At 45.8% G+C, this 16,423-nt stretch carries 9 protein-coding genes; 4 read left to right on the top strand and 5 right to left on the bottom strand.

All coding sequences use genetic code 11. The features are described 5' to 3' along the window. Positions 1–139: 139 nt before the first annotated feature. From OSC7112_RS17900 to OSC7112_RS17885, 4 genes are all read right to left on the bottom strand, one after another. A complete protein-coding gene (locus tag OSC7112_RS17900) occupies positions 140–976 on the bottom strand; it encodes a glycosyltransferase family protein (protein WP_015177232.1) in 837 nt (278 codons plus the stop codon). A gap of 29 nt (positions 977–1,005) precedes the next feature. Then, complete coding sequence (locus OSC7112_RS17895) at positions 1,006–1,929, bottom strand: alpha-1,2-fucosyltransferase (protein ID WP_015177231.1); 924 nt, start codon at positions 1,927–1,929, stop codon at positions 1,006–1,008. Between the two features lie 88 nt (positions 1,930–2,017). Continuing rightward, positions 2,018–3,019, bottom strand: coding sequence for a UDP-glucose 4-epimerase GalE (gene galE, locus OSC7112_RS17890; RefSeq protein WP_015177230.1), 1,002 nt, complete (start codon positions 3,017–3,019; stop codon positions 2,018–2,020). Positions 3,020–3,219: 200 nt separating this feature from the next. Beyond that, complete coding sequence (locus OSC7112_RS17885) at positions 3,220–3,423, bottom strand: hypothetical protein (protein WP_015177229.1); 204 nt, start codon at positions 3,421–3,423, stop codon at positions 3,220–3,222. A gap of 220 nt (positions 3,424–3,643) precedes the next feature. Between OSC7112_RS17885 and gloB the strand changes: the two genes are divergently transcribed. Further along, entirely contained in the window at positions 3,644–4,417 is a 774-nt protein-coding gene (gene gloB, locus OSC7112_RS17880; RefSeq protein WP_015177228.1) for a hydroxyacylglutathione hydrolase, read from the top strand. A gap of 237 nt (positions 4,418–4,654) precedes the next feature. Here the strand turns inward: gloB and OSC7112_RS17875 are convergent, their stop codons facing one another. After that, positions 4,655–5,494 carry a glycosyltransferase family 8 protein gene (locus OSC7112_RS17875; RefSeq protein WP_015177227.1) on the bottom strand — a complete coding sequence of 280 codons (840 nt, stop codon included), beginning with the start codon at positions 5,492–5,494 and terminating at the stop codon, positions 4,655–4,657. A gap of 619 nt (positions 5,495–6,113) precedes the next feature. Between OSC7112_RS17875 and OSC7112_RS17870 the strand changes: the two genes are divergently transcribed. The 3 genes from OSC7112_RS17870 to OSC7112_RS17860 all read left to right on the top strand — a co-directional run bounded on the left by OSC7112_RS17870 (position 6,114) and on the right by OSC7112_RS17860 (position 16,325). Further along, entirely contained in the window at positions 6,114–11,216 is a 5,103-nt protein-coding gene (locus tag OSC7112_RS17870; protein ID WP_015177226.1) for a PAS domain-containing protein, read from the top strand. A gap of 164 nt (positions 11,217–11,380) precedes the next feature. Beyond that, complete coding sequence (gene rplI, locus OSC7112_RS17865) at positions 11,381–11,839, top strand: 50S ribosomal protein L9 (RefSeq protein ID WP_015177225.1); 459 nt, start codon at positions 11,381–11,383, stop codon at positions 11,837–11,839. Between the two features lie 595 nt (positions 11,840–12,434). Continuing rightward, the gene (locus OSC7112_RS17860; protein ID WP_015177224.1) at positions 12,435–16,325 is read left to right on the top strand and encodes a replicative DNA helicase; all 3,891 of its coding nucleotides are present in this window, start codon (positions 12,435–12,437) and stop codon (positions 16,323–16,325) included. Positions 16,326–16,423 lie beyond the last annotated feature (98 nt).

Raw genomic sequence — 16,423 nt, 5'->3', positions numbered from 1 at the left:
GTAAAAAAAAACCAGTGATGAATCCAGGACTTTTATTCACTCCCGCAATAATTCTCCTCGGTAAATTGTCTGATATCTTGAGGCTATTTTTTTCTGGGCTGAATTTTGTTATTTTGATGCAGTTTACCAACAACTTTAATTATTTTAAACGCCAGGGATTGTTAAGTTGATTTGGTAAAAATATTTTAGCCGTGCGATCGACTATTCTAGTAAAGAGCGATCGCGTCACGTTCTTCGCGTACTGAGGGCGGTAAGGATAAGTGCAGTGCATTACTTTAATCGGTTTGTCGATCGTATAAACATCTTTCCACTTATCCAAGTAGTTGTAAACCGGGGACAAAGTTGTCATTTTCGGTTTCACGGATTCAACAGCCGCTGCAAAAGCACCTTGGTCTTTCAAGACTAGCACATTTTGATGTGCAACTACCATCTCGAAATATTTCTTAAAGTTTATAAACAATTCCTGAGTTTTACTGCTTTTCGTAAAAGCGATAAATCCGCCATTGTATTGAATGCTATTTTCATTTAGCGGCAACCCGACAGACTGCAAAGTTGACAGAATATCCTGCTTGACTCTTAATAAATTTGCCGCTTTAGCAATCGCAGGCTGCACATCTTCCGTCACCAACAAATCCACCCCGTCAAGCAAATCAAAAACCTCATCTATTGGCGACAGCAAACAAATATCACAATCCATATAAATAGTTTTCTCAAACAGAGATTCCCCGTACAAAGCCAGCTTAGCTAGTCGCGACGCTAAAACAGGATTTTCGTGAGACGGTGCAGGTTTCAATATGACATTTCCGAACACCTGAAGTAAAGGGTATAAAATTTGAGGAACTCTATCTATTAAAACAATAATGGTTTCGCGGTGAAACTTCCTGACAGACGCCAGAAAATGAACGCAATCCTGGAAAGAGTAAAGACCGGTTAAAATAGTGATAAATCCCTTAAGTGCTAATTTATTTGAATTCATTAATTTTCTTATTAATTTACTTATTTCCGTCAGTGTGTCCACTCCCAAAAGCTCTCACTCCAGTCATCTCGTTCGTGAAAAATTCCTTGCCATTCATAAAAATGTACAAAATCTTTCAGGTTAATTGTTTTATTGACATCGCGGATCGTATAAAGAGGTTTATCTCCATAAAAAGCAGCCCACATAGTATAACTGCTAGGCGGCCCGACAACATAGTCGCACTCAGCCAAAGCATAGATATCTTCAATTAAATGACCGCTGCCAAATCCACAGTTAAAATTATCAAATAAACTCCGATTTTGTGGAATATTAGAACAAATCAAAAACTTGATGGTTTTTCCGTCAAATAGCCTTACCACAGAATTCATAATTTCTAAATATTGCTCAGTTGTGTAAAAGTATCGCCCCTTTTGATGCTGAGCATAATCCCCTTGGCGGATGTGAATTCCGACGATCCGATCGCAGTTATTTCTTAAATTCAATATCAAACGCTCTACATTGATTCTATATCGCTCTAATGGTGCAAAGTATGCTCTAATCCGGTCGGCGTACTTGCACAACTTGGGTACATCTTCTACAAACCAGCCATCTCGAAATAGCCAGCCTTGAAAACAAACAATTGAACCGTGCTTGATTTGTTCAATCTCCTGATATTTGAGCCAACTAAAAGGTTCTTTTCGGGTTATTTCTTGCGTTTTCAATATTTGTTTCTTGCTTAAATAATTAATAAAATTATAATATTTACTTCGGACAAACTTGTTGCCTGCTAGGGTAAAATATGGAGGAGGATAACAACACAAAAAATCCCCTGCGGTTCCAACAAAGAATTCTGCATATTCCTCAAAAGCCGGATTGAGAACAATCAAATTACGATCGATCGCCCAAGCAATGAAATTAGCAAAAAGCAGCAGTCGGTTGCCGAGTTGTCCCGATTTAGCAGATATTATTAGCATATTGTATTTTTGGGGCGTCCCGCCCACCCCACAAGAATTTCATCAAACGTGGCTGTAATCGCAAGGTGCGCTGGGCGCACCTTACAGACTAAGAGTTGTGGCGTTTTTTGTGCCACTGCCAAGCATGGGAGATAATATTCTTAATGTCGGGATATTCTGGAGACCAACCCAAGGTTTTGATAGCTTTCTCGCTGCTGCCAACCAAAGCAGGCGGGTCTCCCGGACGGCGATCGCACTCAACAGCCTTAATCTCTTTTCCCGTCACTTGACGAGCCGTTTCTATCACCTCTTTCACCGAAAACCCGCCGCCGTTGCCCAAATTAAAGAAATCAGATTTGCCACCATTTAACAAATATTCTAATCCCAAAATGTGAGCCGATGCCAAATCGTTAACGTGAATGTAATCCCGGATGCAAGTACCGTCAGGAGTATCGTAATCCGTGCCAAAAATCGAGATTGAATCTCGTTTACCCAAAGCCGCGAACAACACCAGTGGAATCAGGTGAGTTTCTGGATTGTGATCCTCTCCTAACAACCCGTTCGGATCGGCCCCAGCCGCGTTAAAATAGCGGAAACAAACAGACTTGAAATCATACGCAGCGTCAAAATCAGACAAAATCCGTTCTACCATTAACTTAGTAGCACCGTAGGGATTGATCGGATTTTGCGGGTGGTCTTCTGTGAGCGGAATTTTATGCGGTACACCGTAAGTCGCGCAAGTAGAAGAAAACACAAATTTCTTCACGTCAGCAGCGATCATTGCTTCCAAAAGCGTAATAGTGCCGATGACATTGTTGCGGTAATATTTAGCTGGGTCGGTAACAGATTCGCCCACGTAAGCGTAAGCAGAAAAGTGCATTACAGCATCAATCTTGTGCGTAGCAAACAAGTTGTCTAGAAGAGTGCGATCGCTCGTGTCGCCAACTACTAACTCCACCTGCAAAGCCCGATCGACTAAATCTCTGTGACCGTAAACTAAATTATCCAAAATCACCACACCGTAACCGGCGTTTTTCAGCGCTAATACCGCGTGAGAGCCAATATATCCAGCTCCGCCCGTCACCAAAATAGTTGGTTTGTCTGCACTCATTTTATTCTGCCTGTTTTTGTAGCTGGGATTGCCAAGAACTTTGTTAATTTGAGACTTCCACATCTGACGCTTTCACACTCCGCACGAGCCGGAGAATTAAAGCGAAATATATAGGCTTTGCTGTGCCAGACGGGACGCTCGCACTCCTAAAAAACGCTTTTTACACTCCTGATAGATGCTGAGGGAGCAAGTCTTTCTGTTCAATCGATAAACTTGAGGCGACCAATTTGGATATAATCAAATATCCGATTGATTTGATGTCGATCCTCTTCTGACATTTTATCATCTGACAGGATAGCCGAAGTCAAAACTAAATGTTCCCGGCGAGCGATCTTGCCAGACGCTACAATCCGATCGACTTTTTGAGAAATTGTTAAGTTCGATTTGTTGTGAGATGTTCGCATGTATTCGATCGCTTTTATGCCAAAATAGTTAAAGAAGATTGCACTTCTCGATCCAAAAATGGTGCCTGCCAGACCGCAAATCAATTTGCTCAACAGCAGAAATAACGTATCAGAGTTTTACTTCCCAAGATAGATATGCGGACTTAATCTGCAATCACCCTTCGGATAGCGTTCAGACTAACTTAATTATATAATATTTTTCCGAGAGAGGCACTTTTCTATGCAGGTTTATCGGCTTCCGGTACTGTCCGACAATTACATTTTCTTGCTGCACGACCCCGATAGCCACACAGCAGCCGTCGTCGATCCAGCGCGATCGCAGCCAGTATTAGATCAACTGCGATCGCTCGGAGCGGAATTAACCGCAATTTTCAATACCCACCACCACAGCGACCACATAGGCGGCAATCAGGAACTGATCGATCGCTTTCCCCAAATTAAAGTTTACGGGGGCGCAGAAGACCGAGGCAGAATACCCGGACAGCAAGTGTATTTACAAGCGGGCGATCGAGTTTCTTTCGCCAACAGAACCGCCGAAGTCTTCTTCCTACCCGGCCACACAAAAGCTCACATCGCCTACTATTTCCCCCCCAGCAACCCCAGCGAAATCGGCGAGTTGTTCTGCGGCGACACCTTATTTGCTGGAGGCTGCGGCAGGCTGAAAGAAGGCACTCCCGCCCAAATGTTAGCCTCTCTGGCGCAACTGCGAAACTTGCCCGACAGTACGAGAGTCTGGTGCGCCCACGAATACACGCTGAACAACCTGCAATTTGCCTTGACTGTCGATGGCGACAATCCCGATTTACAGCAGCGCTTCGCCGAAGTCAAGGAAGCGCGCAGTCGATCGCAACCTACAATACCATCCTCGATCGGTCTCGAAAAAAGCACAAACCCATTTTTGCGCTGGGATTTTCCCAACATCCAATCAGCCGCCAACACCTCCGATCCAGTGCAAACCTTCGCTCGATTGCGCGGCATGAAAGACCGATTTTGACAATCAAGCATCCAGGATACAAGCCCCCGGATTCATCTCGCGCAAGTCAGTCGATTTTAGATTTTAGATTTTAGATTTACCCCACAGATAAATCTGGATCTTGAACTAGGGTCTAAAATTTTTATATTTCCACGACAGGAGTACGTGGCACGGTATCCGCTTTTGGGCTGGGTTAATGCTTCAATTCTTTAATCTAAAATCTAAAATCTAAAATCTAAAATCTAAAATCGATTGACTTTAACGTTTTTGTTGTTTCAGGTAACTCTTAAACTTGAGTATCGGTTCCCTCAACCACCTGTCAAGTCTTTGGCATTTTAGGTGAAAGCTCGACAGCCCCTTAAACTTATTTGGGATTTTTTCCAGTTCGTCCTTAAACGGTGTCTGAGACAACATATCGAGCCATAATTGATTGGGGGCAGAGCTTTCCCACGGTTTCGGTCTTGACATAAAGTGCATCACTTTACTTGACATATCATCAGTCTTGTGGTTGTTCCATATTTGGTCTAATTGCTTCCACCTTCCCGCTAAAACTGAATTTAATGCACCTTGATCGCGATCGCCCCAAACGTGGGTTCTAGCATTTTGGAGCAACTTTTCCGACAGTTGCTCTTCCTCCCAAAGCTTCATGTTGTAAACTAAAACACCACTATTGAAATAAGGGTTTCGATCTTGATAATTGTTGGGATTTCCCCAGAAGTTGGCGGAGGCTGCTATCGGCAGAGTTTGAAAATCTAGGTTCCACAGCGGCTTTAAGCTGCCCAGAACGATCGTATCGCTGTCGAGCCAAATCAGCCTTTCTGTTTCTTTAGTATATTTTCGCGGCTCCAATTTAACGTAAGGAAGTTTAGAACCTGATACCGAAAGAAGTTGGTCGTAATTAGATTGCAATTCTTGCCATTCAATCTGGTATTTGCAGCACTTCTGTAACTGTTCCTTTTGCGGTGAATATATCCTGGTAGATACAACGCTAATTTTGACCTGCTCGTCCCCAGATTGGCTAACATTCAGATCTACAGACTTGAGAAGTGCTGCTAACCCCAGAATATAGGTGCGATCGGCGGCTGTGAATATGTGCATAGGATTAAGTTTGTCAGATGAACGGCAAACGTGACACAAACGTTGGGACTGGAGGAAGCAGGCGACACTGTATTGAGGTAAATGCGATCGCCCGTTTACCGTTGATCCGAACAAAATCTTGCCTAAATTTCCGGTTAGATTAACACAAAGAAACGGGGTTTCTAAGTAGGTAGGGGCAAATAAAGTTTACAATGTAACATAATGTAAGGCGGGCGTAACAAGAGCAATTGCTTCGTTTCACTCGCTGCGAGAGAGGGGTTATGTATTTTCAAGCTTCATCTACTTATTTACCTGTGTGCAAGTGCCATCTGTTCGCGCCCGAAAACGAGCAACAGCCATTGGTAATATGCAGCAACGCGAAAAATAATGAGACAGACTAACCTGCCATCTGAAACAGCCAGAAAATTCCCCGTCGCCTGTGCTGAATCCCGCAACTGGTTCAGACGTGGGACTCTACGATAAAATAAATTGTCTAGAGATCGATATTACCGCACAACGATCGACATCCATCTTAGGTTTGAAGTGTCACCCTGCTCAAATCACAAGTTCCTCTGGTTATTTCCCTATTATCGATCGCGATTGGCTTGGCCAAAAGTAAAATGAGCGTTGTTAGAAACCGATGCAAAACCCACGCAATACTGAACCCCAACCAAAAATGGACCCATCTGTTTCAACGGATTCTAACAAAGTGTTCTACCCAGCCGCGCCTTTGCCAACCGATGTAGGGATGCTTCTGCAATTGGCAGACGGTAGCATTCAGGGCTGCAATTGTCACGCCCAGGATCTGTTGGGGATGACAGCACAACAGATGCTCTTATGCACTTCAATCAACAGTCGGTGGCAGACTCTGCGTGAAGATGGCTCGGATTTTCCCGGCGAGACGCATCCGGCGATGGTGGCGCTGCAAACCGGGCAACCATGTTTAAATGTCATCATGGGCTTTGAGCGGCCACAGGGAGAATTGATTTGGTTGACGCTCAATTCTCAACCTTTATTTCAGGGAGATCGATCGACTCCCTATGCGGTAGTAACAACCTTCACTCCTATCGCTCAACAAAAGCCCGAACCAGTCTGTAACGCACCCGCGCCACAACTGTCAGACACCCTCGAAAGTATTTCGGACGGGTTCTTTGCCTTGGATCGAGACTGGCGATTTACCTACCTCAATTCGCAAGCGGCGCGGTGGCTGAATCGACTCCCGCAAGAGGTGATTGGCAACATCATTTGGGAAGAGTTTCCCGAATCTGTGGGCAGTTTGTTTGAACAGGAATATCGCCACGCCGCGAGCTTCCAAGTTACAGTTAGTTTTGAATCTTTTTATCCGCCGCTCAATGCTTGGTATGCGGTACGAGCCTATCCGATCGCCTCGGGACTTGCCGTTTATTTTCAAGATGTGACCGAGGAGAAAGCGGCTCGGGCTGCTTTTATTAAACAAGCGCAAACTGTGCAGCAACAACTCGCAGAAATCGAGGCGATTTATGCTAGCGCGCCGATCGGACTTTGCTTCGTCGATACTGAGTTGCGGTTTGTCCGCATCAACGATCTGCTAGCAGAAATTAACCGAGTTCCAGCCGCCGCCCACATCGGTAAAACCTTGCGCGAAATCTTGCCCGAAATGGCAGATGATTTAGAGCCGCTTTACCGACAAGTTATTGAAACTAAAGTTCCTCTCAAACAGCTCGAAGTTCGCAGGACGAACTCAGCACAGCCAGAACAAGAACAGGATTGGCTGTTGAGTCTCTATCCGCTGAGGGCCCAGGACGATCGCGTTCTGGGCGTGAATGTGACGGTGCATGAAATTACCGAACGCAAAGCTACCCAAAAAGAAATTCACCGGCTCAACCAGGAACTAGAGCGACGAGTTAATGAACTGCAATCGATACTTGATGCTGTACCCGTTGGCATTACGATCGCAGACGACCCACAGTGTAAAGTAATTCGCGCTAACCGGTTTGCCCAGTCGATGTTGATAGTGCCGCCCGATACCAATGTTTCTGGAACCGGAGAGCAAGCCGCAGCCCTTCCGTTTCGACGATTCCGCAACGGACAGGAAATTCCGGGAGAACAACTGCCCATGCAACTAGCCGTGGCGAAAGGCGTCGCAGTGCGAGATGTGGAAATTCAAATGGTGCGCGAGGACGGGGTGGCCTTTGATTGGTTGGTGAATGCCGTGCCGTTATTTGACGAACAGGGCGCAGTTCGCGGCTGTGTGGCGGGCTGTATGGATATTAGCGATCGCAAACAAGCTCTTGCTGCTTTGCGCCGTTCCGAGGAACGCTACCGCACTTTGTTTGAGTCGCTAGACGAAGGTTTTTGCGTCATCGAAATGCTGTTTGACGAAAACGAAAAGCCGATCGATTACCGCTTTTTAGAAATCAATCCGGCCTTCGAGAAACAAACCGGACTCGTACAAGCTGCGGGGAAAACGATGCGACAGCTCGTTCCAGAACACGAAAATTATTGGTTTGAGGTGTACGGCAAAGTCGCGCTCACGGGGGAACCATTGCGCTTTGAGCATGGCTCGGAAGCCATGAACCGCTGGTTTGAGGTTTCGGCATTCCGCACTCCTGAGCCGCACAGCCGAAAAGTCGCCGTACTTTTCAAAGACATCAGCGCTCGCAAACAGTCGGAGAATCTTTTGCGACAACAGGAAGAGCAACTGCGGCTGTTCGTCAAACATTCGCCTGCGGGGGTGGCGATGTTTGACCGCCAGATGCAGTATATGCTGGTGAGCGACCGCTGGCTGGCAAGTTACGGGCTCGGCATTGAAAACATTGTGGGCCGATCGCACTACGACATCTTTCCCAATTTGCCCGATCGTTGGAAACAAATCCACCAGCGCTGTCTGGCGGGAGCAGTCGAAACCTGCCAAGAAGATCGGTTTCCCCGCCCTGATGGCTCGATCGACTGGGTGCGCTGGGAAATTCACCCTTGGCGAACCAACACCAACGAGATTGGCGGGAGCATGATTTTTTGCGAAATCATCACCGAGCGCAAAAACGCTGAACTGGCGCTCACAGAGGCCTCCCAGCAAATCAGCAATATTCTAGAAAGTATTACCGATGCCTTTATGGCGATCGATGCACAATGGCGCTATACCTACGTTAATTCCACTGCTGAAAAACTGCTTTCTCGATCGAGAAACGACTTGTTAGGTCGATCGATCTGGGAGCTATTCCCCGCCGAGGGAGAATCGAATTCGAGGGTATTTCAAGAATTTCATCGAGTCGTTAACGAGCAAGTTTCTGTCAAATTTGAAGAGTTTTCCCCGTCGCTCCAGATGTATATAGAAGTGAGCGCCTATCCTGCAGCCGAAGGACTTACCGCTTATTGGAGCGATATTAGCGAGCGCAAACGCACTGAAGAAGAACTGCGGCAAAAGAATGCGATTTTGAATCTGATTAACGAGTCAGCGCCCACGCCAATTTTTGTCAAAGATCGACAAGGACGGATTATTTATGCAAATCCAGCCACGCTGGACGTACTGGGCAAACCTGCTGCTGAAGTAATTGGGCGGCGCGATCGCGATTTCTACCCAATAGCAGAACTTGGAGCCACAGTCTCGGAAAACGATCGGCGCATTATGGAATCCGGCAAAACAGAAGTCGTCGAAGAATCTCCCGATGGCATTCGGACATTCGTGTCAATGAAAGCTCCCTACCGCGATCGGGCGGGAGAAGTCATCGGCCTGATTGGCATCTCCAGCGACATCACAAATCGCAAACGAGCCGAAGTCGCTATGCAAGAACAAACTAAGTTACTGCAAGTCATCATTGACAGCATTGGTGATGGCTTGATTTTGGCCAACCAACAAGGGGAGTTTGTGTTGTTTAACCGAGCCGCCGTAGGAATATTCGGTCAGCTATCGAATGAAAAATCTTGTGAGGAATGGTCGAGCACCTACGGACTATTTTTGGCAGACAAAAAAACCTTTTTCCCCGACGCTGAACTACCTCTAGCCAGAGCAATCAAAGGTGAATATGTCAATGATGTAGAGGTATTTGTCCGGCGCGAAGATTCCGAAGGCCGCTGGATCAGTATCAGCGGTTATCCGGTAGTGGATGCTAGCAGCCAAATCAAAGGCGGAGTGATTGTCTGTCGGGATATCACAGAACGCAAACAAGCAGAAGCAGCGATGCAAGAAAGCGAAGAACGATTCCGCAATATGGCTAACAATGCTCCTTTTAAGGTATGGGTAACAGACTCCACAGGCTATTGCACTTTCTTGAGCGAAAGCTGGTATGACTTCACAGGTCAAACTGAGGAAACAGGTTTGGGATTGGGTTGGGTAAACGCGCTGCATCCAGAAGACCGAGAACAGGCAAAAAAGGCATTTTTGACCGCCAACGAACGCCAGGAACCGTACAGCGTGGAATATCGCCTCCAGCGCAAGGATGGCGGATATTCTTGGGCGATCGATGCGGCTGCTCCCAGATTTTCCAAAAGCGGACAATTTGAGGGTTATATCGGCTCTGTGATCGACATTACAGAGCGCAAACAAGTGGAAACTGAGCGCGATATGGTTCTGCAATTAGAACAAACTGCCCGCGCGGAAGCCGAGCGAGCTAACCGCATTAAAGACGAATTTCTGGCGGTGCTGTCTCACGAGTTGCGATCGCCCCTGAATCCGATTTTAGGCTGGTCGCAACTGCTCGTCGGCGGCAAGCTGAACGCGAGTCAAAGTGCCAAGGCTTTTGAGACGATCGAGCGCAACGCCAGACTGCAATCTCAATTAATCGAAGACTTGCTTGACGTGTCTCGGATTCTGCAAGGAAAACTCAGATTGAATGTTGCTCCGATGAATCTGGAAACCATTATTCCCTCTGCTGTGGAAACCGTGCAATTAGCAGCCGAAGCTAAAAAAATTCAAATCCAAACAATCTTAAATCCCAATGTCGGGCAAGTTCTCGGCGATACAAGTCGCTTGCAGCAAATTGTGTGGAATTTGTTATCAAATGCGGTGAAATTCACGCCCGAAGGCGGTAGAATCGAAGTTCGATTAGTGCAAATCGCACGCCAAGCTCAAATTCAAGTCACGGACACTGGTAAAGGCATTATTCCAGATTTCTTGCCTTATGTTTTTGACCATTTCCGACAAGAAGATGGCGCTACAACGCGCAAATTTGGCGGCTTGGGACTGGGATTGGCGATCGTCCGCCAACTCGTCGAACTTCACGGCGGAACGGTGTTTGCAGAAAGCGCAGGAGTTGGTAAAGGAGCGGCGTTTACGGTGAGATTACCGCTATTAAATGATGATTCTAGAAGGCAGGAGGAGGAAGAACGTCATTGGGCTGCTTGTCCCGATCTCTCATCCTTGCCGCTAGCTGGATTGAGAATTTTGGTGGTAGATGATGAACTCGACTCGCGAGATTTTGTCGCTTTCGTGCTTGAGGAAGCGGGTGCAGAGGTGATTTCCCTGTCATCTGCTGCTGAGGCGCTAGAGTCGATCGAACAAACTGCACCGGATTTGCTCGTCAGCGACATTGGAATGCCGCACATCGACGGGTATATGTTGATCGAGCGCATCCGCACTCAGCTTGCGCCTGAGTATCGGCAGTTGTTGGCGATCGCCTTAACGGCCTATGCTGGAGAGGCGAACGAGCGCCAAGTTTTGCAAGCCGGATTTGACAAACACTTAGCCAAGCCGATCGATCCGACCCAGTTAGTTGCTACTGTAGCGCGATCGATCGCTCGCGGGCGAGCGAGCGCGACGCTTTGCTAGGTAAGCTGAAACAGCAGCACCTCCCCGTTTGGCGAATTTCCAACTGAATTTGCCAGTTAGATATTATGCCCGTCAACCGTCAACCGTCAACCGTCAACCTTGCGATCGCCCCTCAAACTTCGCTATTATAAAAAGTTGCAGTTAAAACCCCACAACCAACGATCATGGCCAAGCGCGTCCAATTAGTTTTAAATAAAGATGTCAGCAAACTCGGCAAAGCTGGCGACGTAGTAGAAGTAGCCCCGGGCTACGCCCGCAACTACCTAGTACCCCAAGGAATGGGATTTAGAGCCACTCCGGGCATTCTCAAGCAAGCAGAGCGCCGCCGTGAAGAAGAAAGACTGCGCCAGCTAGAGCTCAAGCAGCAAGCTGAAGTCCGCAAAACCGCCCTGGAATCGGCCGGGCCTTTCATCATCTCCAAGCAAGTTGGCGAAGGAGACGCGATTTTTGGTACTGTCACCAACCAAGAAGTAGCAGAACTGATTTTCAACTCTACCAGTCAAGAAGTCGATCGGCGCGGCATCACCCTACCCGAAATTCGCCAAACTGGTACATACAAAGCTGAAATCAAACTACACGCAGAAGTTACCGCCGAAGTTGATATTCAAGTTGTTCCGATGTAATTAAGAGTCATCAGTCATCAGTCATTAGTTGTTAGTCATTAGTCATTAGCTAACAACTAAGCACTGCTAAGTAAGGACTCAGCAACGCTAACTTGCAGATTGAGCACGGGAGCATCTCTCCAGAGAGTAAGAAGAAGCATTTTTTCAGGAGTGCGAGATCGAGAGAGCGTAAGTCAGATATAAACGCGAGTTCGCGACAGATCGCACTCCTACAAAAGCTTAAACTGATAATAACTAATGACCCCGCCGGAAAAACGGACACAAGCCCCGAAGCTCCTGATGGTCGAACCTAAAATTTTAGGCTCTTGTTCAAGCTCCCAGATTCATCTGTAGAGTAAATCTCAAATCTCAAACCTAAAATCTCAAACCTCAAACCTAAAATCTCAAACCTAAAATCTCAAACCTAAAATCTCAAACCTCAAACCTCAAACCTAAAATCTAAAATCTCAAACCTCAAACCTAAAACCTAAAATCTCAAACCTAAAACCTCAAACCTAAAATCTAAAATCTCAAACCTAAAATCTCAAACCTCAAACCTAAAATCTAAAATCTAAAATCTAAAATCTAAAATCGACTGACTGAGGACTATTGACTAATGAGCGATTTGATGCCGACCAATATAGAGGCAGAAGAAGCAATTTTGGGCGGGATTTTAATTGACCCCGAAGCTATTTCCCGAATTGCCGAACTTCTGCGGCCGGAGTTTTTTGCCATCACCGCTCATCAAGTCATTTATCGATCGGCATTAGCGCTATTTTTACAGGGTCAACCTACCGATTTAATGACGGTAACAACTTCGCTAACCGACCGCAACCAGTTAGAGCAAGTAGGAGGACTAACTAAATTAGCACAATTAGTCGATCGCACAGTTTCAGCCGTCAACATCGACCAATATGCAGTTTTAGTTGAAGACAAATATCAGCGCCGCAAATTAATCGAAGCTGGCAACAACATAGTACAATTAGGTTACGAGACGGCAACACCGCTAGAAACAGTCTTAGACCGCGCCGAACAAGAAATTTTTAGCATAACTCAAGAACGTCCGCAACAGGATTTAGTGTCGATCGGCGAAACGCTAAACCAAACATTTCAAGACCTAGAAAATCGCAATGAAGGCCTCACGCTTCCCGGTATTCCCTGCGGTTTCTATGACTTAGATGCTATGACAGGAGGCTTTCAGCGATCGGATTTAATCATCGTTGCGGCTAGACCGGCGATGGGAAAGTGCTGTACAGATGATTCCGTTATCCTACAAAGCGATGGAAGCCTTGTTACCCTTGAAGAAATCTATCAAAAACGTCAAGCTGAATTACTAACATTAGGAGAAGATTGGCAATTTCACCTAACTAGACCATCAGCTTTTATAGATGATGGAATTAAGCCTGTATTTCGGGTAACAACAAAACTAGGACGTTTTATAGAAACTACAATTACACACCCATTTTTAACAATTAAGGGATGGCGGCATTTGGCCCAAATACAAGCAGGCGATAAAATTGCTGTCCCCCGCAGGATGAATGTTTTTGGTAAAGAAACCATCCGATCCTGTGAAGTTAAGTTATTGGCTTATCTAATTGGCGATGGGTGTTTGACACGCAGCGCGCCGAAGTTCACCAATGGAAATACTGCTATACTACAAGATTTTGCTGAAGCTGCTACTAGCTTCGGAGGTCTGAAGCTGCGATTCCGCGAGCAAGGGAAACGCACACCAGAATATTATGTCATGGGCGATCGAGAAGGTTACATGGATGCTATTAATACAAAGCATAAAAACCCGCTGAGACTCTGGTTAGAAGAATTAGGTCTGATGGGAAAAAATGCTCACCAGAAAACTGTACCAGAAATAGTTTTTAAATTGGAGCGATCGCAAGTTGCCCTTTTTCTCAACCGCCTCTTTTCAACAGACGGCTGGGCAACCGTGCTTAGCAGCGGTCAATCTCAACTAGGCTACTGTTCTGTCAGCGAAGGACTAGCCAGACACGTACAGCATCTACTGCTGAGATTTGGCATCATTGCCGCCCTCAAAAAGCGTTCTGTAAAATACAAAAATACTCGTAAACCAGCTTGGCAAATCGATATTGCTGATGCTAAATCCATCAAAACATTCATATCAGAAATTGGCATTTTTGGCAAAGAGGTAGCATTATTCAAAGTAAAAGAAGCCTTAGAAAATAAAGAATACCAAACTAACCGCGATTTAATTCCGGTCGAGGCGTGGGAATACCTAGCATTAGCAAAAGGCAACGAATCTTGGGCATCCTTAGCAAAACGAGCAGGTATCAAAGGTCATTCAAATATCCACGTTGGTAAACGAGCGCTGTCCAGGGAAAGATTTTTAGTTTTAGCAACTGCTTTAGATAATTTATGGCTGAAACAACTGGCAGATAGCGAGGTTTACTGGGATGAAATAGTTTCTATCGAACCGATGGGAAACAAGCAAGTTTACGACTTAACTATCCCGGAGACACACAATTTTGTGGCTAACGATATCTGCGTTCACAATACTGCTTTTTGTACCAACATCGCCCACCACATCGCCGCCGGACAGCAAAAATTGCCGGTTGCCGTTTTCAGCTTAGAAATGTCGAAAGAACAGCTAGTGCAGCGTATCCTGTCCAGCGAAGCCAAAATAGAAAGTAACCGATTGCGATCGGGTAGAATCAGTCAAAACGAATGGGAACCCATCAGTACAGCCATTGGCAACTTATCAGAACTGCCGCTGTTTATTGACGATACTCCCAATATTACCGTCACAGAAATACGATCGAAAGTCCGCCGCCTCCAAGCAGAACAAGGCGGAACCCTAGGATTAGTCTTGCTAGATTACCTGCAATTAATGGAAGGTACCAGCGACAACCGCGTGCAAGAACTATCTCGAATTACCAGAAGTCTTAAAGGTTTAGCCCGCGAACTCAACGTGCCGATTATTGCCTTATCTCAGTTGAGTCGGGGTGTGGAAGCCAGGACAAACAAGCGGCCGATGATGTCTGATTTGAGAGAAAGCGGCTGCTTAACAGGTGATAGTTTGGTAATGTTAGCAGATACTGGTGTGCGCGTACCCATTCGTGAATTAGTAGGAAAATCAGGCTTCACAGTTTGGGCGCTCAATGAAGCCACCATGCAGTTAGAAAAAGCCGTTGTTAGCAATGCCTTTGCTACAGGTGTTAAGCCTGTACTACGACTGCAAACTCGTTTGGGACGGGCAATTAGAGCCACTGGCAATCATAAGTTCTTAACCATTCACGGCTGGCGGGGATTGGACGAGTTAAAAATAGGCGATCGCATTGCCCTACCTAGATACGTATCAAGTTCCTTCATCCAATCGATGGACAATGCCGAAATAGCCTTGCTAGGACACATGATTGGAGACGGATGTACTCTACCTCGACACGTTATTCAATACACTACTAGAGAGGAAGATTTAGCCAATACTGTTGCAAATCTTGCAATAGAAGTCTTTGGAGAGCGAATCATACCTCGTATTTGTAAAGAACGTGATTGGTATCAAGTTTATCTTCCTGCCGCCTATCATCTCACACATAATGTGAGGAATCCTGTAACTGAATGGCTAGATGCTTTAGGTGTTTTTGGTATGCGTTCTCACCAGAAGTTTGTCCCCAATCAAATATTTGAGCAGCCTCAAGAAGCAATAGCTTTATTTTTACGCCATCTCTGGTCTACTGATGGTTGCATAAAAACAGGTAGGGGTAAATGTCATTACCCTAGTGTTTACTATGCTTCCAGTAGCGAAAAATTGGCAAGAGATGTTCAGTCACTCTTACTCAGACTGGGTATCAATGCCCGCTTATTTTTAAGCCCCCAGCCAGGGAAAGGGCGAGATCAACATCAAGTTTGGGTTACTGGAAGACCTGATTTAGATAAGTTTATTCACTTGATTGGTGCAGTAGGTAACTACAAACAGCAAGCTCTGACAGAAATTGCAGAATACATTGAAATTCGTTCTAGCAATACTAATAGAGATGTCATACCGCGTGATGTGTGGAAAATGTATGCTGTTCCTGCTATGCAGCAATTTGGTTTAACTACACGCCAGATGCAAGCACAGCTTGGCAACTTATATTGTGGTACAACCCTTTACAAACACAACCTTGGTCGGGAACGAGCATTCAGATTAGCTACAATTGTTAAATCTGGTGAACTTGCCCTCTTATCGAAGAGCGATATTTACTGGGATGAAATCGCCTCAATAGAAGTTGATGGAGAAGCTGAAGTTTACGATTTAACAGTGCCTGCACTGCATAATTTTGTCGCTAATGACATCATAGTTCACAACTCGATCGAGCAAGACGCAGATTTAGTAATTATGCTCTACCGCGATGAATATTACAACCCTGATTCGCCCGATCGCGGAATTGCAGAAGTAATTATTACCAAACACAGAAACGGCCCCACAGGAATCATCAAACTATTATTCGACGCCCAATTTACCTGCTTTCGCAATCTGGCATCTCCGAAGCGATCGTAAATCCACTAGGGCTGATATTATGTCCGTTGAATTGGCCGTTATAAAATTTTGTCGATTAAGTGGGGGGCGGGTTTATAGATATTGTCGATGTGAATGGA

The organism is Oscillatoria nigro-viridis PCC 7112 (assembly GCF_000317475.1).
Classification (GTDB): Bacteria; Cyanobacteriota; Cyanobacteriia; order Cyanobacteriales; family Microcoleaceae; genus Microcoleus; species Microcoleus nigroviridis.
Note: the sequence above shows the minus strand (reverse complement) of the source record. Positions and strands in the feature narration are given on the sequence as shown.

Bases quoted from the DNA above. Each gene is read 5' to 3' on its own strand.
- OSC7112_RS17885 (WP_015177229.1), bottom strand. From the start codon at position 3,423: ATGCGAACATCTCACAACAAATCGAACTTAACAATTTCTCAAAAAGTC.
- OSC7112_RS17895 (WP_015177231.1), bottom strand. From the start codon at position 1,929: ATGCTAATAATATCTGCTAAATCGGGACAACTCGGCAACCGACTGCTG.
- rplI (WP_015177225.1), top strand. From the start codon at position 11,381: ATGGCCAAGCGCGTCCAATTAGTTTTAAATAAAGATGTCAGCAAACTC.
- galE (WP_015177230.1), bottom strand. From the start codon at position 3,019: ATGAGTGCAGACAAACCAACTATTTTGGTGACGGGCGGAGCTGGATAT.
- OSC7112_RS17870 (WP_015177226.1), top strand. From the start codon at position 6,114: ATGCAAAACCCACGCAATACTGAACCCCAACCAAAAATGGACCCATCT.
- OSC7112_RS17860 (WP_015177224.1), top strand. From the start codon at position 12,435: ATGAGCGATTTGATGCCGACCAATATAGAGGCAGAAGAAGCAATTTTG.
- gloB (WP_015177228.1), top strand. From the start codon at position 3,644: ATGCAGGTTTATCGGCTTCCGGTACTGTCCGACAATTACATTTTCTTG.
- OSC7112_RS17875 (WP_015177227.1), bottom strand. From the start codon at position 5,494: ATGCACATATTCACAGCCGCCGATCGCACCTATATTCTGGGGTTAGCA.
- OSC7112_RS17900 (WP_015177232.1), bottom strand. From the start codon at position 976: ATGAATTCAAATAAATTAGCACTTAAGGGATTTATCACTATTTTAACC.